The sequence below is a fragment of the Dialister sp. genome, from assembly GCF_047832375.1.
Classification (GTDB): domain Bacteria; phylum Bacillota; class Negativicutes; order Veillonellales; family Dialisteraceae; genus Dialister.
Genome location: NZ_CP181256.1, coordinates 2,653,283 through 2,679,586 on the forward strand (window position 1 = coordinate 2,653,283; position 26,304 = coordinate 2,679,586).

Annotated in this window: 18 protein-coding genes and 3 rRNA genes; 10 read left to right on the plus strand and 11 right to left on the minus strand. The window is 52.7% G+C overall.

Annotated elements, in window-relative coordinates; all coding sequences use genetic code 11:
• Positions 1-158: 158 nt before the first annotated feature.
• Entirely contained in the window at positions 159-1,109 is a 951-nt protein-coding gene (locus ACFWUL_RS10500) for a magnesium transporter CorA family protein (protein WP_416177249.1), read from the plus strand.
• A gap of 232 nt (positions 1,110-1,341) precedes the next feature.
• On the opposite strand, the gene ACFWUL_RS10505 is transcribed toward ACFWUL_RS10500, so the two are convergent.
• The 6 genes from ACFWUL_RS10505 to ACFWUL_RS10530 all read right to left on the minus strand — a co-directional run bounded on the left by ACFWUL_RS10505 (position 1,342) and on the right by ACFWUL_RS10530 (position 9,891).
• Positions 1,342-2,682: an IS110 family transposase gene (locus ACFWUL_RS10505; RefSeq protein WP_416177053.1), complete on the minus strand. Its 1,341-nt coding sequence runs from the start codon at positions 2,680-2,682 to the stop codon at positions 1,342-1,344.
• A 767-nt stretch (positions 2,683-3,449) separates the two neighbouring features.
• A 5S ribosomal RNA gene (gene rrf / locus ACFWUL_RS10510) occupies positions 3,450-3,566 on the minus strand.
• A gap of 77 nt (positions 3,567-3,643) precedes the next feature.
• A 23S ribosomal RNA gene (locus ACFWUL_RS10515) occupies positions 3,644-6,570 on the minus strand.
• A gap of 13 nt (positions 6,571-6,583) precedes the next feature.
• On the minus strand, positions 6,584-6,751 hold the full coding sequence (locus ACFWUL_RS10520; protein WP_416177250.1) for a hypothetical protein: 168 nt from the start codon (positions 6,749-6,751) through the stop codon (positions 6,584-6,586).
• A 74-nt stretch (positions 6,752-6,825) separates the two neighbouring features.
• Positions 6,826-8,394 (minus strand): 16S ribosomal RNA (locus ACFWUL_RS10525).
• The 16S, 23S and 5S rRNA genes sit together here, the layout of an rRNA operon.
• 864 nt (positions 8,395-9,258) lie before the next feature.
• On the minus strand, positions 9,259-9,891 hold the full coding sequence (locus tag ACFWUL_RS10530; protein ID WP_416177251.1) for an NAD(P)-dependent oxidoreductase: 633 nt from the start codon (positions 9,889-9,891) through the stop codon (positions 9,259-9,261).
• Between the two features lie 324 nt (positions 9,892-10,215).
• Between ACFWUL_RS10530 and ACFWUL_RS10535 the strand changes: the two genes are divergently transcribed.
• Positions 10,216-10,656, plus strand: coding sequence for a hypothetical protein (locus tag ACFWUL_RS10535; RefSeq protein WP_297021665.1), 441 nt, complete (start codon positions 10,216-10,218; stop codon positions 10,654-10,656).
• Positions 10,657-10,908: 252 nt separating this feature from the next.
• Here ACFWUL_RS10535 and ACFWUL_RS10540 read toward each other — a convergent pair whose 3' ends face one another.
• Positions 10,909-12,348, minus strand: coding sequence for a class I adenylate-forming enzyme family protein (locus tag ACFWUL_RS10540; RefSeq protein ID WP_416177252.1), 1,440 nt, complete (start codon positions 12,346-12,348; stop codon positions 10,909-10,911).
• Positions 12,349-12,987: 639 nt separating this feature from the next.
• Between ACFWUL_RS10540 and ACFWUL_RS10545 the strand changes: the two genes are divergently transcribed.
• The 6 genes from ACFWUL_RS10545 (at position 12,988) to ACFWUL_RS10570 (ending at position 18,172) form a co-directional block, all read left to right on the plus strand.
• Positions 12,988-13,761 (plus strand): 6-carboxyhexanoate--CoA ligase, encoded by a 774-nt coding sequence (locus tag ACFWUL_RS10545; protein ID WP_416177253.1) that lies wholly within the window; start codon positions 12,988-12,990, stop codon positions 13,759-13,761.
• Positions 13,751-14,914 carry an aminotransferase class I/II-fold pyridoxal phosphate-dependent enzyme gene (locus ACFWUL_RS10550; RefSeq protein ID WP_416177254.1) on the plus strand — a complete coding sequence of 388 codons (1,164 nt, stop codon included), beginning with the start codon at positions 13,751-13,753 and terminating at the stop codon, positions 14,912-14,914. The genes ACFWUL_RS10545 and ACFWUL_RS10550 overlap by 11 nt, the downstream gene beginning before the upstream one ends.
• Before the next feature lie 561 nt (positions 14,915-15,475).
• On the plus strand, positions 15,476-15,973 hold the full coding sequence (locus ACFWUL_RS10555; protein WP_297021674.1) for a hypothetical protein: 498 nt from the start codon (positions 15,476-15,478) through the stop codon (positions 15,971-15,973).
• Between the two features lie 166 nt (positions 15,974-16,139).
• Positions 16,140-16,583 (plus strand): MerR family transcriptional regulator, encoded by a 444-nt coding sequence (locus tag ACFWUL_RS10560; protein ID WP_416177255.1) that lies wholly within the window; start codon positions 16,140-16,142, stop codon positions 16,581-16,583.
• A gap of 144 nt (positions 16,584-16,727) precedes the next feature.
• Positions 16,728-17,516 carry a RibD family protein gene (locus ACFWUL_RS10565; RefSeq protein ID WP_416177256.1) on the plus strand — a complete coding sequence of 263 codons (789 nt, stop codon included), beginning with the start codon at positions 16,728-16,730 and terminating at the stop codon, positions 17,514-17,516.
• 521 nt (positions 17,517-18,037) lie between these two features.
• Complete coding sequence (locus ACFWUL_RS10570) at positions 18,038-18,172, plus strand: hypothetical protein (protein WP_416177257.1); 135 nt, start codon at positions 18,038-18,040, stop codon at positions 18,170-18,172.
• Between the two features lie 278 nt (positions 18,173-18,450).
• Here the strand turns inward: ACFWUL_RS10570 and ACFWUL_RS10575 are convergent, their stop codons facing one another.
• A complete protein-coding gene (locus ACFWUL_RS10575) occupies positions 18,451-19,695 on the minus strand; it encodes an aminopeptidase (protein ID WP_416177258.1) in 1,245 nt (414 codons plus the stop codon).
• 360 nt (positions 19,696-20,055) lie between these two features.
• Between ACFWUL_RS10575 and ACFWUL_RS10580 the strand changes: the two genes are divergently transcribed.
• Both ACFWUL_RS10580 and ACFWUL_RS10585 read left to right on the plus strand, forming a co-directional pair.
• Positions 20,056-20,691 (plus strand): NAD(P)H-binding protein, encoded by a 636-nt coding sequence (locus ACFWUL_RS10580; RefSeq protein WP_416177259.1) that lies wholly within the window; start codon positions 20,056-20,058, stop codon positions 20,689-20,691.
• Positions 20,692-21,038: 347 nt separating this feature from the next.
• Positions 21,039-21,926 (plus strand): 3-hydroxyacyl-CoA dehydrogenase family protein, encoded by an 888-nt coding sequence (locus tag ACFWUL_RS10585; protein WP_416177260.1) that lies wholly within the window; start codon positions 21,039-21,041, stop codon positions 21,924-21,926.
• A 263-nt stretch (positions 21,927-22,189) separates the two neighbouring features.
• Here the strand turns inward: ACFWUL_RS10585 and ACFWUL_RS10590 are convergent, their stop codons facing one another.
• The 3 genes from ACFWUL_RS10590 to purB form a co-directional block, all read right to left on the minus strand.
• Complete coding sequence (locus ACFWUL_RS10590; RefSeq protein WP_416177261.1) at positions 22,190-22,711, minus strand: hypothetical protein; 522 nt, start codon at positions 22,709-22,711, stop codon at positions 22,190-22,192.
• A gap of 433 nt (positions 22,712-23,144) precedes the next feature.
• Positions 23,145-24,245: an MBL fold metallo-hydrolase gene (locus tag ACFWUL_RS10595; protein ID WP_416177262.1), complete on the minus strand. Its 1,101-nt coding sequence runs from the start codon at positions 24,243-24,245 to the stop codon at positions 23,145-23,147.
• Between the two features lie 766 nt (positions 24,246-25,011).
• Positions 25,012-26,304: an adenylosuccinate lyase gene (gene purB / locus ACFWUL_RS10600; RefSeq protein ID WP_416177263.1), complete on the minus strand. Its 1,293-nt coding sequence runs from the start codon at positions 26,302-26,304 to the stop codon at positions 25,012-25,014.

A 26,304-nucleotide genomic window follows, 5' to 3' on the forward strand; every position in this document is an offset into this window, starting at 1 on the left:
GCCAGAGACATCTTTGCCCACATGAAACGGTAATCCCATTACCCTTTCCCCCTTTACAAACTTTACGGTCCGCCCATTCCCATTTCCTCCCCTTTTCATTGACAGAATCTCCCTTTCTGACTATAGTAAAATGTGAAGAAAAGAAAGGGGGCGGCCGTATGCTTCGCGCTTATAAACATAACGAAAACCATGTACTCTGTGAGGTGCCCTTAGGGCAGCTGGAAAAGGGCTCATGGATCAACTGTGCCGCCCCGGATGCGGAGGAACTGAACCAGCTGAACCAGCTCACAGGGATCCCGGTGGACTCCCTGCAGACCGCACTGGACCGGGAAGAACGGTCCCACGTGGAACTGGAAGATGACTACATTTTTGTCGTTGTCAATACGCCGGTGGTCCTGGAAACCGATGCCTACGACGCCCTGCCGCTGGGCATCTTCATCACCCGACAGTACTTCATCACGGTGTGCCTGGAATCGAATGCGGTGATCCAGAAATTCCTCAGCAATTCCTTCGCCTCCTTCCAGACTTATAAGAAGACAAGGTTCCTGTTCCAGATCCTGTCCCAGGCCTCTTCGTCCTTCCTGTTTTTCCTGCAGCAGATTTACAAACAGACCGACGTCATCGAAAACCAGGTCCGGAAATCTTTGCAGAATAAGGAACTCTTCCGGATGCTGGAACTGCAGAAATCCCTAACCTACTTCAACTTCGCCCTCCACGCCAATGAAAACGTGATGGAACGGCTCATGCGTCTCCTGAACAGTCCCCTCCACTCCCTCCTGAAGATGTACGAGGAAGACGAGGATCTCCTGGAAGACGTGATCATTGAAAATAAGCAGGCATTGGAAATGGCGGAAATCTATACAAACATTCTGATGTCCATGATGGATTCCTTCTCCTCCATTATTTCCAACCGCCTGTCCCAGATTATGAAATTCCTGACTTCCGTCACCATTATCCTGGCCATCCCCACACTGATCTTCAGCCTTTGGGGTATCAATGTGCCGGTGCCCTGGGGAGATGCGCCCCTGGGTTTTGTGGAAGTCATCCTCATCGGTATCCTGGTGACCATGGTGGCCACCTTCATCCTGTGGAAAAAGGATATGCTGTAAAGGAAAAAAGACCCCGATTTCGGGGTCTTTTTTCGTGCTTACGATTAAAAAGAAAGAATTGAGATTTGAGGTGAAGCTTGAAACATAAGCTCCCGACAACAAGCCTGCTTTAAGGGTAACTTTATAAAGCCCCTGGAAAATCTAATTTTTTTCGGGGTTATTCCCTCCTAAAGCTGTTGTATAATAACTTTAGGTTCTTTATGAACCGGACGTGGTTAACGGATTGCTGCTGTCAATCAACAACAGTTATCCCCTGCGAAGCAAGGTATTCAGCGAGTTGAGTCCTCGTCATTACCCTTTTAGCCTTTTTAGGCTTCTTCGCAGTCATGTAGCCGTCAGTTTTGTAAGGCTCGTCCTTACTTAAGATGTGCCAGATGGCAGTCAGGAACATCTTACAGATTGCGATGATGGCTTTCATGTAACCACGTCTGCTTTTTATACGGTTAAAGCGACTTGTAATTTCCGGGTGGTCTTTTGAACGTACAACTGATCTGGCAATATTAACCAGCAGCGGTTTCAAATATTTCCCTGCCCGGGATATTTTTCTGCCTTTTACCTTGTGGGCACTTGAATCGTGGCTCGGACATACACCTGCCCATGAACAAAGATGTCTGGCCGAAGGAAATACACTCATGTCCGGACCAATTTCTGCCAGCACCCGCATAGCGGTAAATGGGTCCCTGTCAAATCCTGGGACCGTCCTGATCAGCTCCAGCTGATGAGCATAGGGTTTCATTCTCTCTGCAACGTCCTGCTTGAGCACTGCTTCATCTTTCACAGTTCTGTCTAACCTGCTGAAGGCCACTTTGAGTTTGGACAAAGAAGATATATCTACAGATGATGCCTTTGCTACTGCCTCTTGGATAACAGGGATTGGCGTCTTGCATCGTTTTCCAATGAATGGGGCCACATTAAATTTCTCACCAGGATGATTAAGCATATAGTCAATGATTGATCTTGATGTCTTCCCAAATACATCTGAAAAAACAACATCAAGCTTGATGCCTTCCCCGGTTAAGCAATTCAGTATGCGGTTTTTCTCTCCAGTCATTGCATTATGAATTTTCTGGCAGTACCGGATTGTTGACCTCATGATTCTGAATTCTTTTGATGGAATAAAACTTGCAACCACACGTCCACTGGCATAGGATTTTGCAATCCATTTTGCATCAGCGGGATCACTCTTTTTACCTTTTAATGGTTTGGTGTACTTGGGATGAGACACAAGGGGATGTAATCCGGCTTCTTCCGCTGCATCATATATTGGATGCCAGTATTGTCCGGTAGACTCCATACATACATCATGACAGTTTTTGGAAATGATCCAATCAGTCATTTTCTTCAGGTCTTTGGGATACGTAGTAAACTGGGCGGTATAATATTTAACCGGACTGTCACTATTGTCATAGATAAAGACGGCTGCAAATACTGATTTCTTATGGACATCGAGCCCACAGCATATGGGATGAATATATTCATTTCTGTCACCAATTTCCATGCGTTCATGCATTGCATCTTTCCTCCTTTCTACAATAAGGATAAATAAAGAAGTAAAGGTGAATGTAGCGGACATTGACTGATCATTCTGAATCAATCGAGACGATTGTACAAAGATATAAGCTTACGGGCTCTATTGCCGGGCCAAAACCCGGCGGCACCAATTTTCAATTCCAAAGAATGATCTCCATATTTAATTGAACGGGGTAGTCGCTGCCACAGCTCCACCACTCAGCTCCACGGGTTTATGTAGTATATCCGCCCATCCACCATAAGTATGTACCCAAATAGGGGATAAAACCAATAGAAAGTGATGTTAGACAACTCCCGTTTCTTTGATATTCAGTGGCGCACCGCGCCCAATCTCTAATTGAGTGAAACATTGAGGGCCCGCGGCAGAGCCGCGAAAGGCTGCATGCTATTCGTTTTCTTACCTATTGAAAATACCGGTAAGCAAGTGCCCCCTTGGAGAAGGGGGCTGCCCAAAGGGCAGGGGATGGATCTGCCTCGCAGAGGCAGGATCTGCGAAGCAGGAGACTTCCGAAAAAGCAGATATGAGAATTCAGTGAAGCAAACTGAGCACCACACTCCTCACTCCTAACTCCTCACTTTCACACATATGAAAAAAGCCCCAATCCTACGATTGGAGCTTTCGTCTTAATCAGCAGCTTGTTCCTCCCAGCCATTCCGGCCAAAATCACAAGAATGATCATAAAATAAAAAGCCCAACCTTACGGTTGAGCTTTTCTCTTAATCAGCAGCTTGTTCCTCCCAGCCATTCCGGCCAATAGCATCGGAATGAGGATAAAGTAAAAAGCCCAACCTTTCGGTTGAGCTTTCATTAATCAGCAGCTTCCTATCCTCCCAGGCCGCTTCCAGCCAAGTACTTTCGGCGTTTGTGAGCTTAACTACCGTGTTCGGCATGGGTACGGGTGTATCCTCACAGCTGTCGCCACTGAATCTCTGAGGGCCTGTTCCCTCAAAACTGCACAGAAGAAACTCCGAAGGCTTTCGCCACGGTCGCGTTTCGTGAAATCTAAGTCAAGACCTCGACCTATTAGTACTGCGTCGCTCCATGCCTTGCGGCACTTCCACTCACAGCCTATCAACCTCATCGTCTTTAAGGGGTCTTACTCATTGCTGATGAGAAGTCTCATCTCGGGACGGGCTTCACGCTTAGATGCTTTCAGCGTTTATCCTTTCCGGATGCGGCTTTCCAGCCGTGCCACTGGCGTGACAACTGGTACACCGTTGATCCGTCCACTCCGGTCCTCTCGTACTAGGAGCAGCCTCCCTCAAACTTCTTGCGCCCGCGATGGATATGAACCAAACTGTCTCACGACGTTTTGAACCCAGCTCGCGTACCACTTTAATGGGCGAACAGCCCAACCCTTGGAACCTACTCCAGCTCCAGGATGTGATGAGCCGACATCGAGGTGCCAAACCTCCCCGTCGATATGAACTCTTGGGAGAGATTAGCCTGTTATCCCCAGGGTAGCTTTTATCCGTTGAGCGATGGCCTTTCCACTCAGAACCACCGGATCACTAAGCCCGACTTTCGTCTCTGCTCGACTTGTGGGTCTCGCAGTCAAGCTCCCTTCTGCCTTTGCACTCTTCGGCCGGTTTCTGTCCGGCCTGAGGGAACCTTTGGGCGCCTCCGTTACACTTTAGGAGGCGACCGCCCCAGTCAAACCGCCTGCCTGAGATGGTCCGCGAGGTCGTTACTCTCCGCGTTAGAATCTCAGCAACACAAGGGTGGTATCCCAACAACGGCTCGACAACATCCGAAGACATTGTTTCAAAGCCTCCCACCTATCCTGTGCATGTATCACCGGGATTCAATCTCAAGCTGCAGTGAAGCTCCATGGGGTCTTTCTGTCCAGTCGCGGGTAACCTGCATCTTCACAGGTATTTCAATTTCACCGGGCCCCTCGTTGAGACAGTGCCCAAATCATTACGCCTTTCATGCGGGTCGGAACTTACCCGACAAGGAATTTCGCTACCTTAGGACCGTTATAGTTACGGCCGCCGTTCACTGGGGCTTCAGTTCGAAGCTTCGCTTGCGCTGACCTCTCTCCTTAACCTTCCAGCACCGGGCAGGCGTCAGCACCTATACTTCAGCTTTCGCTTTCGCAGGCACCTGTGTTTTTGGTAAACAGTTGCTTGGGCCTCTTTTCTGCCACCCTTTTCTGTTCCGGGGGTTTCTCCCTTTCGCCTACTCAGGGTCATCCTTCTCCCGAAGTTACGGATGCAATTTGCCGAGTTCCTTAACGAGGGTTTTCCCGCGCACCTTAGGATTCTCTCCCCGCCTACCTGTGTCGGTTTACGGTACGGGCGGATAATCGCTCGCCAGGAGTTTTTCTTGGCAGTGTGGGATCCATGAGTTCGTCAAAGTCGCCTTTAACTCCCCATCATGTCTCTGCTTCTGTAAAGGGGGATTTGCCTCCCTCCACGCATACGCACTTGGACGCGCTCTTCCAGCCGCGCGATCATGTGCCCTCCTGCGTCGCTCCTTCACTCAAACGCTCTTATCCGGTACAGGAATTTCAACCTGTTGTCCATCGCCTACGCGTCTCCGCCTCGGCTTAGGTCCCGACTTACCCTGAGTCGACGATCGTTGCTCAGGAACCCTCGGGCTTTCGGTGGAAAGGATTCTCACCTTTCTTTTCGATACTCATACCGGCATTCTCACTTCTTACATGTCCACATCTCCTTACGGTAATGCTTCTTCCCTGTAAGAACGCTCCCCTACCCATTGACTTTCGTCAATGCCATAGCTTCGGTTCCGTGCTTGAGCCCCGGACATTTTCGGCGCAGCGTCTCTCGACCAGTGAGCTATTACGCACTCTTTGAATGGTGGCTGCTTCTGAGCCAACATCCTGGTTGTTTATGAAACGCCACATCCTTCGCCACTTAGCACGGCATTTGGGACCTTAGCTGATGGTCTGGGCTGTTTCCCTTTTGACGACGGCCCTTATAAGTCGTAGTCTGACTCCCGAGTATAATTGCAGCCATTCGCAGTTTGACTGGGTTTGGTAACCGGGTAGGTCCCTCTCCTGATCAGTGCTCTACCGCCTGCAATCTCTACCTCGAGGCTAGCCCTAAAGCTATTTCGGGGAGAACCAGCTATCTCCACGTTCGATTGGAATTTCACCCCTACCCACACCTCATCCTAACCCTTTTCAACGGATATAGGTTCGGCCCTCCGCACATTTTTACCTGTGTTTCAGCCTGGACATGGGTAGATCACTGTGGTTTCGGGTCTATGCAGTCCAACTTTTTGCCCTCTTAAGACTCGCTTTCGCTTCGGCTCCGCATTTCCTGCTTAACCTTGCTGGACCTCATAACTCGCCGGTTCATTCTTCAATAGGCACGCCGTCGACCTTATTATTAAGCGGTCTCCGACTGCTTGTAAACATACGGTTTCAGGTTCTCTTTCATTCCCCTCCCGGGGTGCTTTTCACCTTTCCCTCATGGTACTATGCGCTATCGGTCGATATCTGTGTTTTGCCTTGGAGGGTGGTCCCCCCGGCTTCCCACGGGGTTTCTCGTGTCCCGCGGTACTCTGGTGCCGTCTGTCCTTATCCGCCTTTCGCCTACAGGGCTTTCACCTCCTGCGGCTCTCCTTCCCAGGAGATTCGGCTAGGCTTCCTTATCGTATGACGGTCCTCAACCCCTGCGGAGTTTCCTCCTCAGGTTTGGGCTTATGCCCCGTTCGCTCGCCGCTACTTGGGGTATCTCGTTTGATTACTTCTCCTCGGGCTACTTAGATGTTTCAGTTCGCCCGGTTCCCTCCCATACTCAAAGGCATGGGTGACAGGGGATAAACCCTGCCGGATTGCTCCATTCGGATATCTGCGGGTCAATGGTCATTTGCACCTCTCCGCAGCTTTTCGCAGCTTGTCGCGTCCTTCATCGGCAGATATCGCCAAGGCATCCGCCGTATGCTCTTACTATCTTGACTTACTGTAGTAAGTTCACACCTTGACCTTCTTGGCTTTCTCTATTTGAGATTTTCCTTCGGTACGTCGGAAAAACATTTCTTGTGAAATATCTTTCTTTCGTTTCGTTTCTTCTATGCAGTTTTCAAAGAACAGGTTGTTCCATGCTGTATGGAACTTTGTTGAGAGAAATGGTTCTCTCAAAACTGAACAGTACTTCGAACAGCCGATGTCCGACCTACACTGTCTTACTGTTTCCAGCAAGCGTGTCTCCTTAGAAAGGAGGTGATCCAGCCGCACCTTCCGATACGGCTACCTTGTTACGACTTCACTCCAATCATCAGCTCCACCTTCGACGGCTGGCTCCTTACGGTTACCTCACCGGCTTCGGGTGTTTCTGACTCTCATAGTGTGACGGGCGGTGTGTACAAGGCCCGGGAACGTATTCACCGCGGTATGCTGACCCGCGATTACTAGCGATTCCTACTTCATGCAGGCGGGTTGCAGCCTGCAATCTGAACTGGGGGTGTGTTTTTGAGGTTCGCTCCACCTCGCGGTTTCGCTTCTCTTTGTTGACACCCATTGTAGTACGTGTGTAGCCCAGGTCATAAGGGGCATGATGACTTGACGTCATCCCCACCTTCCTCCGCGTTGTCCGCGGCGGTCTCTCATGAGTCCCCACCATTGCGTGCTGGTAACATAAGATAGGGGTTGCGCTCGTTGTGGGACTTAACCCAACATCTCACGACACGAGCTGACGACAGCCGTGCACCACCTGTTTTCTCGTCTTCCGAAGAAGAACTCCGCATTTCTGCAGATAGCGATCAATGTCAAGACCTGGTAAGGTTCTTCGCGTTGCGTCGAATTAAACCACATACTCCACCGCTTGTGCGGGCCCCCGTCAATTCCTTTGAGTTTTAATCTTGCGATCGTACTTCCCAGGCGGAATACTTATTGTGTTAGCTCCGGCACAGAAGGGGTCGATACCTCCTACACCTAGTATTCATCGTTTACGGCGTGGACTACCAGGGTATCTAATCCTGTTTGCTCCCCACGCTTTCGCGCCTCAGCGTCAGTTGTCGTCCAGAAAGTCGCCTTCGCCACCGGTGTTCTTCCTAATCTCTACGCATTTCACCGCTACACTAGGAATTCCACTTTCCTCTCCGATACTCCAGCTCCCCAGTTTCCATCCCATCACGGGGTTAAGCCCCGCACTTTTAAGATGGACTTAGGAAGCCGCCTGCGCGCGCTTTACGCCCAATAATTCCGGACAACGCTTGCCACCTACGTATTACCGCGGCTGCTGGCACGTAGTTAGCCGTGGCTTGCTATTCGGGTACCGTCACTTCCATGGGGTATTGTCCCACGAACCGTTCGTCCCCGATCACAGAGCTTTACAACCCGAAGGCCGTCATCACTCACGCGGCGTTGCTCCGTCAGGCTTTCGCCCATTGCGGAAGATTCCCCACTGCTGCCTCCCGTAGGAGTCTGGACCGTGTCTCAGTTCCAGTGTGGCCGTTCATCCTCTCAGACCGGCTACTGATCGTAGGTTTGGTGGGCCGTTACCTCACCAACTGCCTAATCAGACGCAAACCCCTCTTCAGGCGATAGCTTACAGGTAGAGGCCACCCTTTCCTCAGAAAACCATGCGGCTCCCTGAGCGTATTCGGTATTAGCAGTCGTTTCCGTCTGTTGTCCCCATCCTGAAGGCAGGTTGTTTACGTGTTACTCACCCGTTTGCCACTCGATTTGAAAAGAAGCAAGCTTCTCTTCTCCTCTCGTTCGACTTGCATGTGTTAAGCACGCCGCCAGCGTTCGTCCTGAGCCAGGATCAAACTCTCCATGATAGATTGTTCGTTTGGCTCTTGTTTATTGCCTTACTTACTCATTAAAATTGCTCGGCATTTCTGCCTCGCACATCGGCTTATTCGTTCGCTGTACTGTTCAGTTTTCAAAGAATCATCGCTCTTCAAGCGACTTGATTATCTTACCACGAACCGGTTTCTTTTGTCAAGCACTTTTTTGAAGTTCTTTTCGGAAGGAACCGCTCGGGGCCGCCGCTCTCGCGGCGACAGGTATGATGATATCATGGATCCCGTTTTGTGTCAACAGGAAATTTTTACTTTTTTTCTCAAAAGTGAGGAGTTAGGAGTGAGAAGTGAGGAGTGGTGGTGCGGCGCATCAGTTCATATGGCGCCGCGAGTTTTATACTTTATTTGTGCCCAATCGTATGGATAGGACTAAAGTCGGCTGGAGCAATCCTTCTGTTTCAAATCTTTCAAGCTTGTGACGCTTCCCTTAACTCGTCATCTCGAGCGGTGGCAGCATGCTTAAAGACTCTATCCGTGAAAATCGTTACAGCTTCGATGAGTCGAGAGATCTCCCGGATAGCTGACTATGACAGGCTTTTCCAGGTTAGTGTTGAAGAAAGAGTGTTGAGGTCCTTCCGCTTTGCGGCGAATCCTCTCTTCACTCTTCACTCTTCCCTCTTTTCCCTCTGAAGGCTCTGTATTCCCGAATGGCGCAGCCGACAGGGTAATCAAAAAGGCGGCGCTTTCCAATTCGTGCGCCGCCACATCCACTCCTAACTCCTCACTCCTAACTCCTCACTAAAATAGCCTGCAGGTATCTATCGTCTATCTTCTATGGCCTTCAGCCAAATTGCTAATATGCTGATGTTCTCTACCCCAATCTCAGTCTCGGTCCCGATCTTATTTTCTCACTACGCTGATGCGCTGGCCCAGGTGGTCTCCTTTTTCGATTTCATCCACCATGGCAATGGCGTAATCGGCGTAGGAGATGATGGATTCCCCCTTACCGTTGGGCGCATATTCTTCTCCGTGGATTTCATAGGATCCGGTCCGTTCGCCGCCTTCCTGAAAATCGGCGGCGGGGCTGATGTAGGTCCATTTCACGTTCTTTCTCTTCCGGAGTTCCGCAAGGGACCGGCCCATGGCTTCCGCCAGGGGTTTGAAGGCTTCTGGGAATTCCGGGATCTGGGAAAGGGTCATGGTGTGCTCCGGGTTCACATACAGGGAGCCGGCACCGCCTACAACGAGAAGCCGGGTGTCACTGCCAGAGAGAATGTCCGTCAGGTGAAGGAGTGTGGTGGTATGGAGAGGGAGGGTCTCCGGTGTCCAGGCACCAAAGCCGTCTACCAGGGCGTCAAACCCTTTGAGGTCCTCCTTTGTGAGATCCATAATATCTTTCTTTATATAATGGGAAGCGCCGGTGTCGTTCTGTTCATGACGGCCGAAGGCCACCACTTCATGGCCTCTCTTCAGGGCTTCTGCAATAATCTTTTTGGATGCTTTACCATTGGCTGCTGCTACTGCAATTTTCATAGGGATTCCTTCTTTCCGGGCCTTTGCCCAAGTCTATACATGTTGATGTAATCTATTATGTTTCATCGATGATCGTATTGTAACATTGCCTCTTACATGTTGTCAAGTATTTTGTTACATCAATTGGCAAAAATATTTCTGTACTATATCTGCCCCCTCCGGGCATAAAAAATCTGTCCCAGTCCCTCTTGAAGACAAAAACATGTTCGTGTATAATGAGTAAAGAACTTATGTTCTTATTATGCAACGATGCAGCATAATAGAGGAAGAACTCCTCATGACCGGGTAAAGGAAACGGAACTGTTACATGCAGGGAGCGTACACATGAAATCTCTATCAATGATTGCGATTATCCCCCAATGGGAAGGTCCGGCACCGGGATGCCAGGTGCTCTATGAAGATGGACGCCGGTGCCACCGATACTGCAGTGTGGAAAAATATATGAATACCCTGGCCGCCCTGCTGGGGAATGATAATAAAGCCTGCCGGAAGCTGTTCTGCGGGAAACGGGGCACCGGCATCCGGCTCAATGACGGCAGTGTGTTTGTGCAGATCAAGCTGTCCCAACGGGCACCGACCCTGGGATACGTACGGCTGGATGCCCTCGACCGGTGGAAAGGCGGGGACCACGGGAAATGCGTCCTCCACCTGACCAATGGGGAGACTCTTCCCACGTTCTGGAACCTGGAAACCGTGGACCGCCATATCCGGATGGTCAGGGACCGGCTGGAGTCCATGGATGCCGGAGAGATGGAAGGGATTTGAGAAATCAGCCTGCTGATGGCCAGAGTCACCAGCATGGAGCTGCTAGCTTCTAGCTCTTAGCAATTAGGAAAGCTGGTCCGCCTGCGGCGCTTCCCATTCATTGATGCCGTCAGCTATCCATGCCGCAGGCCGTCGAGCTTTCCTGGCTGCTAGCCGCTAGAAGCTAAAAGCCCCGGTGCCAGTGACTCTGTCCATTAGCATGCTAAAAAGCCGTGAAAAGCAATTTCGCTTTTCATGGCTTTTCGTATGGGATTAATTATCCCGGAGCGCCCGTTTCAGGATCTTTCCTGTCGCGTTTTTCGGCAGGGCATCCATGGGGATGAAACGGCGGGGGATCTTGTAGCTGGCAATGTTCTTTGCCATGTACTTCCTGATTTTGTTCTCGTCGAATTCATAGCCGTTCTTCATGACGATGTACGCCCACACCGCCTGGCCCCGGAGGGGGTCCGGATGGCCGACGACGGCGCATTCTGCGATACCTTCCACTTCGTAAATGCAGTCTTCCACTTCGCCGGGGTAAATGTTTTCCCCGTTCACGATGATGAGGTCTTTAATGCGGTCTACGATGTAGATATACTTGTCATCATCCATGTAGGCCAGGTCCCCGGTACGGAGCCAGCCATCCTCGGAGAGCACTTTCTTCGTTTCTTCCGGCTTATTCCAGTAGCCTTTCATGACGTTGGAGCCACGGACCACCAGTTCACCTACGGTGCCTGCCACATAGGGGCCGCCGCTTTCAGTCTTGATATACGCTTCCACGCCGGGAAGCACGGGGCCGCTGGTGAGGTACTTCGGCTTGGCACTGGGAAGAACGCAGACCACCGGAGATGCCTCGGTGAGGCCGTACCCTTCCTGCACGGGATGGTGGAAACGGAAGTAGAAGGCCTGGGATACGGGCTGGGGAATGGAAGCGCCGCCGGAAATAAAGGTATGCACTGTCTTCATGACCGACGGTTCTCCCCGGCGGGCCAGGAGGTTGTACATAGGGGGTACCATGATGGCGATGGTCACAGAATGTTCCACGATGGTATTGATGATTTCCGTGGGGCTCTTGGACCGGAGAATGACGATGGTGGAATGGGCATAGAGGCCTGCATTCACCACGGTGGTGAGCCCATAGCAGTGGAACATAGGCAGCACGCAGAGCACCTTATCTTCCGGTTTGAAAACGATGCGGGAAATAAACTGTTCCACATTGCCCACCAGGTTCCGATGGGTCAGCATGGCTCCCTTCGGACTGCCGGTGGTGCCGGAGGTGTAGACCAGGGCGCACACATCGTCTTCCGTAAGGTCTTCCGGAAAGGCCGGCGCTTCCTCCGCCTTTCCTTCCTGGGCTTTGTAGTCCAGGTCATGGATGTCGACGGAAGGGCAGGACACGTCCAGGGCTGTATCGGTGATGAGGAGGGAGGCTCCAGCATCCTTCAGGATGTAGTCCACTTCCCGGTCCACCAGGGAATTATTGACAGGGATAATAATGGCGCCGAGGCTCACGGTGGACAGATAGGCATAGACAAATTCCGCCCGGTTGGCAGAGTACAGGGCCACCCGGTCCCCTTTGCGGATCCCCATCTGATACAGTTCGTTCCTGTAGAGACGGACCGCTTCCGCCAGTTCTCCATAGGTCACCTGTGCTTCTCCTTCAAAGGCCAAATGGGAAGGGTCCGCACCTTTTATCATTTCATGTAAAAACATTTTGCACCTCACTCATATATAACGGTACCATTTTAGCAAAAATAAACGATTATAGCAAATTGATGACGTAATGGTCGGAAAAAAGAGAGTACTCTGTGGATTCTGCGGATTGGCATGCCTGCAGGTAGAGCCACGAGCCTTGAGCATTTAGCCTTGAGCCTTGAGCTGTTTCGCCGCTTTGCGGCAGTTGTCCCGCGGTTGAATTTACGTGCAAACGGGTGGAGCTGCTAGCTGTTAGCGGCTAGCTTTTAGGAAAGCTGGTCCGCCTGCGGCGCTTTCCATCCTATGACATGCGTAGGCTGTAGATCTTTCCTAGCTGCTAGAAGCTAACGGCTAGCAGCCCCGGCACCAATGACTCTATCCAACAGCGCACCAAACCGCCGCGAAGCGGCTATACAGCTCAAGGCTCAAGGCTGAAGGCTCAAAGCTATGACTCTATCCGTCAGCCTGCCTTTCGACATATAGTATTCATTCTATTTATCTATCCCAGTTAGTCTATATTGTAAACTTTATATAATTGTAATCTTGACAAACGGCAGTTAACAGCTTTAGACTGGAAACAACGGCCGAAGTACGATAGCTTCGGATTATTTTATACTTCTTTAGTTGACAATAAGAATAAGAGAAGTTTACAAAGGAGTGGGAAAATTGCTGTACAGTGTAAAAATGCGTTCCAGTCTTGGTGGTTATCATGGAGAAGGAGGCCGCCATATTTCCGGTGCCGAACGGATTGTGCCGGAGGACCAGGTGGAAGCAGACGTGATTGCCATGCTTCGGAGAGCCCGGACCCATGAACGGGGCGCAGCGGACTTTATCCAGGTGAAGGTGGAAGAGGTGAAACCCCAGACCATTGAATACTGCCCTATGATTCCCATTTACCAGATGAATACATCCACGAAGGAAGAGGGACGGCAGGTAGCGCGGAAAGAGCTCCTTCGCATCGGCGTATCCCCGGCTGCCGTGAAGAGCGCCTTCTTCGAACTGGAATCCCTCACCGACAGCATGCGGGGGGCCATCGTCATGGACGCGGAGACCGGGGAGCGCCTCGATAACCGTGAGGAGCGGGGTGTCCGCTGCAGCAATATGGACTGCGAAGACACGAAGGCCTATGACGAAATCATGGGGAACCGGGGCCTCGGCGGCGACCATCCCCGGGAAGCCCTGGTACTGGCATCCAAGGTGGCCTATGCCCCCGGTACGGTGGCGGAACTCTGCTGGTCCGATGATCCGGACTATGTCACCGGCTATGTGGGCTCCCGGAAATTCGGCTACGGCCGGATTACGGTGATGAAGGACATGGGAGATCCCGTGGGAGGACGGGTTTTCTTTGTGAAACATGGCACGGATGTCAAGAAATATGATGATTACATGCAGAACCAGACGGTCCTGGTGAGGCTGCCCCATGAAGATTAAAGACATTCCCCAGAAGCTGGCGGATATCCGGAAGGCTGACCGGTTCCGGGCAGTCCATGACCTCCGCATGATCACCGCCTCCCGGGGCATCGACCGGTCAGGAAAAGAATATATCGTCTTTAATTCCAACGATTATCTGGGCATGACCCATGAAAAAGAAGTGGAAGAAGCCGCCAGGAATGCAGTCATCTATGGCACCGGTTCCGGAGGCGCCCGGCTTACCAGCGGCGCGGTCTTCGAGCTTTCGGACCTGGAAAAGGAAATCGCCCGCTTCAAGCACAAGGAGGATGCGGTAATTTTCAATACGGGATACATGACCAACCTCGGCGTTCTTTATGCATTGGCGGGGCCGGGGGACGTGATCTTTTCCGATGAGCTGAACCACGCCAGCATCGTAGACGGCTGCCGGATTTCCCGGGCCGCCGTCAAAGTGTATCCCCATTCCCACATGGAGGCTCTGGAAAAGCTGCTGGAAGAAACTCCCTGCGAAGGGCAGCGTTTCATCGTCACCGACGGCGTCTTCAGCATGGACGGGGACGTGGCCAACCTGCCGGAACTGGTAAGGCTGAAAGGGAAATACGATGCCTGCCTCATTGTGGACGACGCCCATGCCACCGGGGTTATCGGAGACACCGGCCGGGGCACCGCTGAATACTACCACATGGAAGGCATCGACGTGCAGGTGGGAACCCTGTCCAAGTCCCTGGGGGCCGAAGGGGGCTTTGCAGCCGCCGACAGGACGATTACGGACTACCTCCGGAACTGCTCCCGGCCCTTCATCTTCTCCACCTCCATTTCCGCCGTCACCGGCGCCACGGCCCTGGCAGCGCTCAGGCTGCTGGAAAGAAATCCGGAAAAATACATGGGCTCCCTCCGCCGGAATACGGAATACATGAAAGAGGGTCTCCGGAAAGCGGGGATTTCCTTCCTCCCCGGGGACACATCCATTATCCCCATCGTCATGGGAAGGGAAGAGGCGGCCATGGAGTACGCCGCCCGCTGTAAGGAACGGGGCATCCTCCTCTCCGCCATCCGACCGCCGTCGGTGCCAAAGGGCACCAGCCGCATCCGCCTCACCGTCACCGCCGCCCATATCCGGGAAGAACTGGATCAGGCGCTGGAAGTCATGGTGTCGGAGATGAAGAGCACCTAACAACCGGGCTGAATCCCCGAAAAAGTGAGGAGTGGGGAGTGAGGAGTGAGGAGTGAGGAGTGAAGGTGCGCCGCGACAGAATAATAAGCGGCGCAGAGTATATATGCTTATCCCGCAGCTTCGCCGCTTACTTGCACCCCGCGCAGACGATGATCCTGCATATGACTACTGAGGCTGGGCCATACTGACGTATTCTCTACACAGTGAGCGTTTTCCTTTTAGCGACTGGCCGGAGAGTACCACGCAGTGGCACGAGGATTACTATTCCCTATCGCATACTGATGACAATACACGCAAGATACGTTCCTCTTAGAGAGGGGGGGCGGCCAAAGACCGGGGATAGATTCGCCTCGCAGATGCGAGTCCTGCAAATCAGGTGATCTCCCAAAGTCTCCTCAATCCATCTTGCGACTCTGCCACAAAATACAAACTATGCGCCGCTTTATCATTTTGTCGCGGCGCACCACCACTCCTCATTCCTCACTCCTAACTCCTAACTATTCCCCCTTTTTCATTCTGTCATTTCATCACTCTCTTGTTTTTCCCCAAAAGGAGTTTTCCATGGAAAAAACGACCGCCATTTCGCCGGAGAAGACTTTGGTCCGGGACTGTGTGGAGACCGCCCTTCTGGCCGTGCTCATCGCCGTTTCCGGCACATTCCGCATTCCCGGCATCGTGCCGGGCACGGAATTCCAGCTGTCCGCCCCCATTGCCGTAGCCATCTGCGGGGTCTTCGGATTCAAGAAATATATCATCGCCGGTGTGCTGGCTTCCCTCATGGGCCTGTCCCTGGGCACCTGCACCATCCTGAACGTGGCCATTCAGATGTCCTTCCGCCTGGGGGTCGGCGCCTTCTGGCTCCTTTCGGGATCCAACAGGCTTTTCTATATTTTCTCCGGCCCAGTGGGTACCGCCCTGGCCCGGGTGGTGATGTACTTCCTCCTGGGCAAGGGGCTCACCCTCATGCTCATCGCTGCCGCCCCGGGCATGGCTTTCACCGCCGCCACGGCCTGGGCTTTCGGAAAAATCTTCACCCGCTGCCGGGAAGCTGTAAGGTAGGGGCATCGGCCCCAAAGGGTGCATCCACAGGATGCGCCTTTTTTCGTGGGAAGAAAGCATGCCAGTGACTCTATCCGCAAGCATCCCCTTGACTTAAAGTGAACTTTACCTATTATAGTGGATACAGAACGATTCACCGGTACGGTTATATAAAGGAGGATTTCCCATGTCTTACACCATTTCCGAAGCGGCCCGCCGGATGGGCGTGGCCCCTTCCACCCTGCGATACTATGACAAAGAAGGACTGCTGCCGAACCTGAAGCGAAAAAACGGGCAGCGGGTTTTCGATGAGAACGACCTGCGCATGCTGACTCTCCTGTCATGTCTCAAGAATACGGGGATGCCCCTGAAGCAGATCCGTAAATACGTGGACATGGTGCAAAAGGGGGATAAGACCATCCCGGAGCGGTACGAACTGATTAAGGAGCAGCGCCAGTTCATCCTGGACCAGATGGAACAGCTGAAGTACTACCTGTCGGAGCTGGATTTCAAGGACTGGTTCTACCGTACGGCCATAAAAAATGGAACCACCGAAGGCATATCTCTGGAGGACTACGAAAGGGAAACGGGAAATCGGACACCGGAGATGGATGTATTAGAGAAGGATTAAACCTGATGTCAGCAAGGGTCCCAAATAGTTGGACGGGACTAAAGGTGGCCGGTCGGACCAGCGAAGCGATGCCCCACCGGCCACCCCCAGCGCCATCCATCGACATACCCATACCGGTACAATTTATCATAAAGGAGAATACCTATGAATAGACCAAAAATTATCTGCCACATGGAAACGAGCCTGGATGGGAAGATCATGGGGAAATACCTGTGGCTTCCGGGAAAAGAGGGGGCAGAAGACTCCTTCTACACAGCCCTTGGGCACTATAAATACCAGGCCCAGCTCCTGGGACGTACCACCATTGACGACAACTACACGCTTTACCGGAAACCGGAGGTCAATGAAAAAGCCCCTCCGGTGCCGGAGGGGGATTTCCTTGCGGAAGGAGCGAAGCTGGGACAGTACCTCATCGCCATGGACAGCCATGGCCGGCTGGCCTGGGAAGATAACGTGTCCGACGGGGAAGGGAAAAAGGCCCATGTAGTGGAAATCCTTACGGAATCCACATCAAACAGCTATAAAGATTTCCTCCGCCGGAAAGGCATCAGCTACCTCCTCTGCGGAAAGGACCGGGTAGACCTGGCCCTGGCCTGTGAGAAAATCAGAGATCTCCTTCATGTGGATACCCTGATCCTGGGCGGCGGCGCCGTGCTGAACTGGAGTTTCCTCCAGGCCGGTCTCGTGGATGAAGTGAGCCAGGTCATTGCCCCTGCCGCCGACGGCAGCAAAGAAACCCAGACCCTCTTCATGGCAAAGAAGGGCCTCTCCGACGACCAGCCCATGCTCTTCACACCGCTGTCCGTGGAAATCATGGCGGACGATGCCGTATGGATCCGGTGGAAGGTGGATGGAAAATCGGATATCCACTTCGAAGAAGATCCGGAATTCAGGGCGGTCCAGGAAATGGTGAAGGAACATAGGGGAGAATAGTGGCTAGTGGCTAGATTTAGGGAAGCGCTGATTAATTCGCAGAGTCAGATTTCATAAGGATTTTTATGCACTGCTTCGTCATAACTCTCCTTAAATAGCTCGCTATTCGCGTCGAGTTATTCCTCGCATTGCATAAAAATCCAAGAATGAAATCTGACAACGATTTAATCAGTGCTTCCCTAGTGGCCAGACCAATAGCCGCTTCGCGGCGGATTTGCTCGCTGACAGTCGGAGTCACTTGGGGTGGAGCTTCCAGCCGTTAGCTTTTAGCAGCCAGGAAAGCTCCACAGCCTACGGCATGAAAGCCTGCTGGGGCCATCAATTAGAAGTGCCGCAGGCTGGCCAGCTATCCTATAGCGATTTACGAAATTGTTACCTCTATCCACTTCTCGTCATCTCGAGCGGTGGTAAGCGCAGTAATGATGTAAAACATAAAAATCGAATGTGAGAGAGAGCCGAGAGATCTCTCAAAAAAATGCCTCTGACGGTCTTGCAACACCGACGACGGTTGAAAAACTCTGTTGTCTGTGGAAATCATGGCGGACGATGCCGTATGGATCCGGTGGAAGGTGGATGGAAAATCGGATATCCACTTTGATGGAAATCCGGAATTCAGGGCGGTTCAGGAAATGGTGAGGGAACATAGGGGAATGTGAGATCGAGACCGAGACCGAGATCGAGGGAAAAGCCCGGAACCGTGAATGGTGGTGCAGTGCAGGAAAATAAATCAGGAATTGCAATCATTCGTCTTACCGTGTCAGGATATCCGCCTGCGGTGTTTCCTACAGAATCCCTCACCCCGGTGGGGAGCTCCCTTTAAAAAGGGAGCCTGCTGCGGAGTCAACTCACATTTTGTGGATAGAGTCATCAAGTTCCCATCAGCGGCTTCGCCGCGGAACCTCAACTCTCTTCACTCAAATCTCAATTCTTTCTTTTACTCCGCCCAATCCCCGTTGACGAAGACCGGGATCCGTGTGCCGTCTTTCTTGACTCCCCTGATGGAGAGGTCCGGGCTGCCTACCATGAAATCCACGTGGATCATGGAATCGTTGAGTCCTGCTTTCTTTAACTCTTCCTCCTTCATTTCCGGTCCTCCCTCCAGACAGGTGGAGTAGGAATCGCCCAGGGCCAGGTGGCACGCCGCATTTTCGTCGAACAGTGTCTCATAGAAGATGCGGTTTGTCAGTGAAATGGGGGAATGGTAGGGAACCAGCGCCACCTCGCCCAGACGGCAGGCCCCTTCATCCATGCGGAGCAGGTCTTTCAGGATTTCCTCTCCCTTTTCTGCCTGTACATCCACCACCTTCCCCTTTTCGAAGGTGAAGCGGAAATTTTCTATGAGGTTCCCGTTGTATACGAGGGGTCTCGTACTCCAGACCACCCCGTCCACCCGATCCGCCTGGGGAGCAGAGTACACTTCTTCCGTGGGAATATTGGCGTTAAAGAGGAAACCCCGGGTGCAGCTTTCCGCGCCGCCCTGCCAGATGTGGCGTTCCGGCAGGCCCACGGTGAGTTTTGTCCCCTTCTGGCTGGTATATTCCAGGGCGGTAAACTGCTGGGCCGTCATCCACTCTCTTCGTTCTTTCAGACGGGCCAGGTGGTGGTCCCAATCTGCCAGGGGATCTTCGCCCAGGCACCGGGAAACGGAGAGGATATCCATCCAGAGCTTATCCATCCCTTCCTCCTCCGAGACCGTCGGATAGAGCAGTTTTGCCCACACCGCACCGGGCACGGCAGCCACCAGCCAGTTGGTGCGGGAGGCCATCATACCGTCGGAATATTCCTTCACCGCCTGGTGGAAAGCCCTCTGCCAGGCAAAGATTTTCTTCCGGTCTATTCCCTCCATGGTGTAGGGGTCAGCGGAAATGAGACTCAGGAAGGCAGCCCCCTTCCGGTAGTAATACAGGTTGAAATCGCTGCGCCAGGCCGGCACGGTTTCGAAGTTCTCCTGGGGTTCATACTGATAGCGGAGGCGGATGGTGTCATTGCAATACCAGTTGAATACCACCTGCCCCGCGCCGCCTTTATAGGCTTCTTCCGCCAGAAGCGCCCCAAACCGGCTGGCCTCCACCGGCGCACTGATCACCAGGATCTGCCCCTTCTGCAGGTTGATGCCCTTCTTGAGCAGCACCCGGGCATAAAGGGGCAGCTGGCGGGCCAATGTTTCGCGTATATCCATGAAAATCACTCCTTTTGTACATTTATTTCATTATATCAGATACAATTGGCCAGTTTGACTACTGGCGGATAGAGTCACCAGCATGGAGCTTTTAGCTTTTAGCGGCTAGCCGTTAGGAAAACTGACCAGCCTGCGGCGCTTTTGGCTTGCGGGCGTATGAACGTATGGGGGCATTGAGCATTGAGCATTGAGCATTGAGCTGGACAGGTCCTGCGGGCCGGGAAAGCATGGATGAGCAAGCAGCAGAATTGTGGCTGGTATCTGATTTTCTGACTGTCTGCCGTCTCTCCTGCGGCAAAGCCGCGGAACCTCAATTCTCTTACCTCAAATCTCAATTCTTCAACAAAAAGGAGTCCGTCTATGAAAGCAATCGTTATCGGTGCCACCGGCGCCGTGGGGAAGGAACTGGTGAAGGTCCTCCTTTCCCGCCCCGATTATGAAACCGTCATCACCTTCACCCGCCGTCCGCTGGATATAGACAGCCCGAAGCTGGAATCCCATGTCATCGACTTTGACCGGCCGGACACCTGGGAAGGACTGGTGAAGGGGGACGTCCTCTTCTCCGCCCTGGGTACCTCCCTGAAACAGGCGGGGTCCAAGGAGGCCCAGTATAAAATCGACCATGACTACCAGCTCTCCTTTGCCCGGGCGGCCCGGGCAAAGGGGGTGCCCCATTTCGTCATCGTATCCTCGGTGGGCGCAGACCCGGCCTCCCGATTTTTCTACCTGAAACTGAAGGGCATCATAGAAAAGGATGCGGAGGCCCTGGCATTTCCGGGGCTTTCCATTCTCCGGCCGCCGTCCCTCATCCGGCCCCACGCCAAGCGGCCTACGGAGACTATTTCCGTAAAGCTGCTGGAAGCGCTGAACATCTTCGGCCTCTTCCGGTCCATGGCTCCGGTGCCGGTGCTGTCGGTGGCCAGGAAAATGGCGGACCTCGGCAGCCGCCCCTTTGCCGGAGAGGAAATCCTGAACGGCCAGGACGTGAGAGGATAGGAGCGGACTGCGATACTTCAGTTTGCCAAGCTGTTGGGGTTGGCGGTTAGTATGCTGCGTGTAGAGTCACTCACACGGGGCTGCTAGCTTCTAGCGGCTAGCTGTTAGGAAGGCTGATCCGCCTGCGGCGCTTCCCCTCCGGTATTTCCGCCAGTCATTCGTGCCGTAGGCTGTAGAGCTTTCCTAGTTGCTAGCCGCTAGCAGCTAGAAGCCCCCGCGCGAATGACTCTATCCATCATCCCCCTCAACAGCTCTACAAACTACAATTTGACATTTCCTAAACAATTTCCGCCCCCTTTTCGTGGTACAATAAAGATGAGAAAAACATTTGAAAAGGAGGAATTACTATGGAAATTAAAAAGATTACCATTGCCGGTGCCGGTACCATGGGCTATTCCATGGCGGAGATTTTTGCCAGAAACGGGTACGACGTGATTCTCTGGAACCACAAAGCCCCCACCCTGAAGCGGGCGAAGACGAAAATCGCCCCTGACATGGTGGATAAAATCACCTACACCACGGACCCCTCTGCCTTCAAAGGGCGGGACCTCATCGTAGAGACCATTGTGGAAAACCTGGATACGAAGCTCGATTTCTACCGCACCTATTCCCCTTTAGCTGGGGATAGCACCATCATCGCCACCAATACCTCCGGCCTTTCTATTAACGCCCTGTCCAAGGCCGTGGTGAAACCGGAACGGTTCCTGGGCATGCACTGGTTTAACCCACCCACCCTGATTCCCCTGATTGAAATCATCAAAAATGACCACACCGCGGACGATGTGGCAAAGACCATTTACGACCTGGCCCTGGCTATCCACAAGAAACCGGCCATCGTAGAAAAGGACGCCCCCGGCTTTGCGGCCAACCGTATCCAGCTGGCGGTAATCCGGGAAGCCCTGTCCATGGTACAGAAGGGCATCATCAGCAAGGAAGGCATCGATTCCGTCATGAAGTACGGCCTGGGCTTCCGCTGGGCCTGCCTGGGGCCCCTGGAAACCGTTGATTTCGGCGGTCTCGATGTATTTGCCCATATCAGTGACTACCTCATGCCGGATCTGGAAGACAGCCATGAAGTGCCGCCGCTCCTGGCAGAAAAGGTAAAAGAAGGACACCTGGGCGTGAAGACGGGCGAAGGATTCTACAAGTACGACGGCGATAAAGCGGCAAAGGCCACAAAGGAAAGGGATCGGAAACTTCAGGCCGTGTATGATGCTTTATATAAAGAGAGTTGAGAGTTGAGGTCCCGCGGCTCCGCCGCCGGTTGGCATGATAATGGATAGAGCCACCAGCATGGGGCTGCTAGCTCCTAGCTGTTAGCTTTTAGGAAAACTGATCTGCCTGCGGCGCTTTCCATTCGATGGTGCCATCAGTAACTCATGCCGTAGGCTGTAGAGTTTTCCTAACTGCTAACAGCTAGAAGCTAAAAGCCCTCACGCGATTGACTCTAACCGTAAGCAAAAAGAACCCCCTGCGTATTTGCGCAGGGAGCGTTTTTTTATTTCTTCACCGGCAGGGCGGGATTTCTTGTTTCCGCAATCCATTTCGTGAAATCCTCGGGATTCACGTGGAGCACCCGCTCCGCATAGGGTTTCCACCGTTCACTTTTCTTTCGCTCGTGAATGATATCTTCTGTCTTTTTTCCGGTGTGCTGCTCCAGGAGGTAGGCCAGGCGGATCCAGTGGTTCGGATAGCCTTCGGAAAGAAGGGAAAGGGCCCGCTTCGTGTCGATGCCGTAGAACCGGTGGAGCCGGTCCGCCCGGTGGAGGAGGTAAGCCTCTTCATACACCGCCGCCGTAAGGCCCAGTTTCTTTTTGATGACGCCCCAGGGATCCTCTTTCCGCATAGCCAGGATATCTTCTACGGACTTGTCCGTGAGGCAGGAAAGGAGGGCGGCCTGGTCGATTTCCCCAAACCGGATGCCCTTATCGATGAGGGATTTTGCCTCTTCTTCCGGAATTTCATATTTATAGTGGAGACTCCGGACCTGGTCCTCCGGAGAAAGTGTCCCTTTTTTCATATAGGTGTCCTTTCTGTGAATAAAATAGAATTGAGATTTGAGATTTGAGAATTGAGGTTCCACGGCTGCGCCGCATCCATCCTGCGGCTTTGCCGCGCCCCTTCTCTAAGGGGCTGCATGTTTAGGGATAGAGCTAAGAGTTGTGATTCAGGACCGGAGCCGCTGAATATAATGCTCTACGCCGCTTCATCATCGATGCGGTGCACCTTCACTCCTCATTTCTAACTAACGGCCACTCAGCCTCTTCGCCGAAATGGGATATTCGGTTTAATAGAGTCTAGGGCCAGCGGCTTCGCCGCTGAATATAATACTCCGCGCCGCTTCATCATCTGATGCGGCGCACCTTCACTCCTCACTCCTCACTCCTAACTCCTAACTTCTAACTAACAGCCCTACAGTCTCTTCGTCAAAAACAGGATATGCTGTTTACACCCTATTCCATTTCTTCCCACCAGTGGTGGAGATTGGGATCAGGCTTTCCTATATCCACCTTTTCCCCGATTTCCGGGGTGAGGAGGGTGTAGGGCTTTCCTTCCGCCGCGGCGGTTATCCGCTCGTAGGGTTCCTTCCAGCTGTGGTCGGAGAGGGGATATTTTCCATTATGGCAGGGAATCACCGCCGTTGCATGGAGATCTTCCCCGGCTTTGGCGCTTTCTTCCGGCATCATGTGTACCGTGGGCCAGCTTTTGTTATACTGGCCGTCTTCAATGAGGGCCAGGTCGAAACCGCCGAATTTTTCTCCGATTTTTTCAAACCGGTCATCGTAGCCGCCATCGCCGGTGTAGTAGACCTTCCTGCCCGGTGTAATGAAGGCAAAGCTGCCGTAGAGGGTCTGGTTCCGATGGAGCATACGGCCGGAGAAGTGGCGGGACGGGAGGAACCATACCGTCAGGCCCTCATCGATTTTCACCGGGGTCCACCAGTCCTCTTCATGGATTTTAGAAAGGGGATAACCCCATTTCTCGTAGTATCCTCCATTCCCAAGGCCCGTCACCACGTGATGAACCTTCGGTTCTATAGCCCGGACAAAATCATAGTCCAAATGGTCCCAATGGTCATGGGAAAGCACCATGACATCAATGTCATCGGGAATATCTTCGGGGCCATATACATTACTGCCATCCATGGCTTTATCCACAAAGGGCACCGGCGAGGCATACTTTGCCGCCACAGGGTCGATGAGGATTTTCTTTCCATGGAGCTGCATGTAGAAGGAGGAATGGCCCATCCACACCACCACATCCTCATCGGGAGGAAGGGATTTGAGGTCCGTCTTTTCATGAATCATCGTATCCTTCGGTATAGTCTTTCCGGGAGTGGGAAAGAGAAATTCCTTCCAAAACCCCATACCCACTTTGATTTCCCCATGGGGATGTTCCGGAACAAACTGCCCATTCACGTAGTGGGGAGAGGCTTCGATTTTTTTCTTTCTGGCCTCGGTCATGAGGGGATCCATCTGGGGCTGGGATACAAACCAGTATCCCCCGCATCCCAGAAGGGCCAGGAAAAGAAGCAGGTATTTCAGGATATGCATGGTATGGCCTTTCTTATAGTCGACGGTTCACTCTCTTTTAATCATATCAGATGTGTCCATATAAAAATAGATTTGAGAATTGAGTGAAGAGAATTGAGGCTCCGCGGCTGCGCCGCATCCATCCTCCGCCTTTGGCGCGCCCCTTCTCTAAAGGCCTGCATGCCAGGGATAATTTCACATCAGGGATTTTTACCGTTGTGAGAATAACCGTTAACATGTGCCCCCTTGGAGAAGGGGGCAGCCCGAATGGCAGGGGATGGATCCGCCTCGAAGAGGCGGGATCTCCCAGCAAGAGAAAGATTTGAGAATTGAGTGAAGAGAATTGGGGCTCCGCGGTTTCACCGCATCCATCCTGCGCCTTTGGCGCGCCCCTTCTCTAAAGGCCTGCATGTTAGGGATAATTTCACATCAGGGATTTTTACCGTTGTGAGAATAACCGTTAACATGTGCCCCCTTGGAGAAGGGGGCAGCCCGAAGGGCAGGGGATGGATCCGCCTCGAAGAGGCGGGATCTCCCAGCAAGAGAAAGATTTGAGAATTGAGTGAAGAGAATTGGGGCTCCGCGGTTTCACCGCATCCATCCTGCGCCTTTGGCGCGCCCCTTCTCTAAGGGGCTGCATGACAGGGATAATTTCACATCAGGGATTTTTACCGTTGTGAGGATAACCGTTAACACGTGCCCCCTCGGGCGAATCCCGTTCCCCATCAGCCACTTTCCCACAAATACAAAAAATCCTCCCCCAACGGAGAGGATTTTTTATTTCCTGTTACAGGCCAAATCTTGCGAAGATTTCGTCCACGTGCTTCAGCATGGGCTTGTAGTCGAAGCAGGCTTTGATTTCTTCCGGGGTAAGGTACTTTCTTACGTCTTCGTCTTTGCAGAGGTTTTCGTAGAAGTCTTCTCCCTGGAGCCAGCGTTTCATGGCGTTTCTCTGTACCCAGCGGTAAGCGGTATCCCGGTAAGCGCCTTTGGCAACGAGGGCCAGGAGTACTCTCGGGCTGTAAATGAGGCCGCCGGTGAGGTTCATGTCAGCCATCATCTTGTCCGGATATACGAGGAGTTTGTCGATGAGGTTTGTGGTCTGGTCCAGGATGTAGTCCAGGGCAATGGTGGCGTCGGGGAGGATGACCCGTTCCACGGAGGAGTGGGAAATATCCCGTTCATGCCACAGGGGGATGTCTTCGAAAGCCGGGAGGCTGTAGCCCTGGATGAGGCGGGCCATGCCGCAGATTCTTTCGGACTTTACGGGGTTTCTCTTATGGGGCATAGCGGAGGAGCCCTTCTGTTTCGGGCTGAAGTATTCTTCTGCTTCCCGGACTTCCGTTCTCTGAAGGTGGCGGACTTCCAGGGCCATCTGGGAGAGGACGCCGGCGATGACGCCAAGGGTTGCTATGTATTCTGCATGGTGGTCACGCTGTACGACCTGGGTAGCCACGATTTCCGGTTTCAGGCCCAGTTTCTTGCATACATATTTTTCTACGAAGGGATCAATGTCTGCATAGGTGCCTACGGCGCCGGAGAGTTTGCCCACTGCCATTTCGTCGGCAGCCCGTTTCATGCGGTCAATGTTCCGGAGGGTTTCGGAATACCAGAGCAGGAGCTTCAGGCCGAAGGTGGTGGGTTCTGCATGGACACCGTGGGTCCGGCCGATGGTGGGGGTATGCTTGAATTCTACGGCCCTTCTCTTCAGCACGTCCGCCAGTTTCTGGAGGTCATCCAGGAGGACGGCGGAAGCCTGTTTCAGCTGTACGTTCAGACCCGTATCCTTCACGTCGGTGGAGGTGAGTCCCATGTGGATGTACTTGGCTTCATCTCCCACGTGTTCTCCTACGTTGGTGAGGAAGGCGATAATGTCATGGTTGATTTCTCTGTCGATTTCATGGATCCGGTCTACATCAAAGTCTGCCTTGGCCTTGATGACTTCCACCGCTTCCTTCGGAATGCGGCCCAGTTCCGCATTGGCTTCGCAGGCTGCGATTTCCACGTTCAGCATGGTCTGCCATTCATTCCGTTCATTCCAGATCTTTTCCATGACCGGTCTAGTGTACCTTGGTATCAT